At 60.4% G+C, this 583-nt stretch carries 1 protein-coding gene; it reads right to left on the minus strand.

Annotated elements, in window-relative coordinates:
* Nucleotides 1-74: 74 nt before the first annotated feature.
* A partial coding sequence (locus tag EOA60_RS36335) for an outer membrane protein (RefSeq protein ID WP_164899943.1) occupies nt 75-583 on the minus strand: 509 nt, incomplete at its 5' end.

Consider the following 583-nt stretch of genomic DNA (forward strand, 5'->3'; position numbering starts at 1 on the left):
CAGGAACGCTGACGCCTCAGGCGCCAGCGAATTCCCCTATCTTTGCGGCAGCTCGGCCGAAGCCAGTCAGGACCCTAGAAATGATAGTTGATACCGATGCGGACGGTGTCGAAGTCGATGCGGTCAGTCGACGGATCCGGCGGATTGCTGGTCGAGAAGGACGGCCGGCCAAGGTCGACATGCAAATATTCGGCCTTGAACGAAACCTGCTGATTCATCGCCCATTCTACGCCGGCGCCAGCGGTCCAGCCCCAACGTGTGTCGCTGAAATCGCAAGTCGGACTAGCACCGCATGCGCCGAGATCGGCCGATCCCTTCACGTGACCGACTGCAAGGCCACCGGTGGCATAGGGAAGAAAATTCTCGAAGGCATAGCCTACGCGAGCGCGGCCGGTGCCGAACCAGTCGACCTTGGCCGTGCACCCTTGGCCTGGGACGCCGCACGGGGGCACGAAGGGAATCTCTAGTACGCTGCCGTTCATATCGGCGTAGCTGATATCGGCTTCCGCACCGAAAACAAACTGACCCTGCTGCCAGTTGTAGCCGGCAGTCAACCCGCCAACAAAGCCGTTGGAATCGAAGT

Source organism: Mesorhizobium sp. M1A.F.Ca.IN.020.06.1.1, assembly GCF_004023265.1.
Taxonomy (GTDB): Bacteria; Pseudomonadota; Alphaproteobacteria; order Rhizobiales; family Rhizobiaceae; genus Mesorhizobium.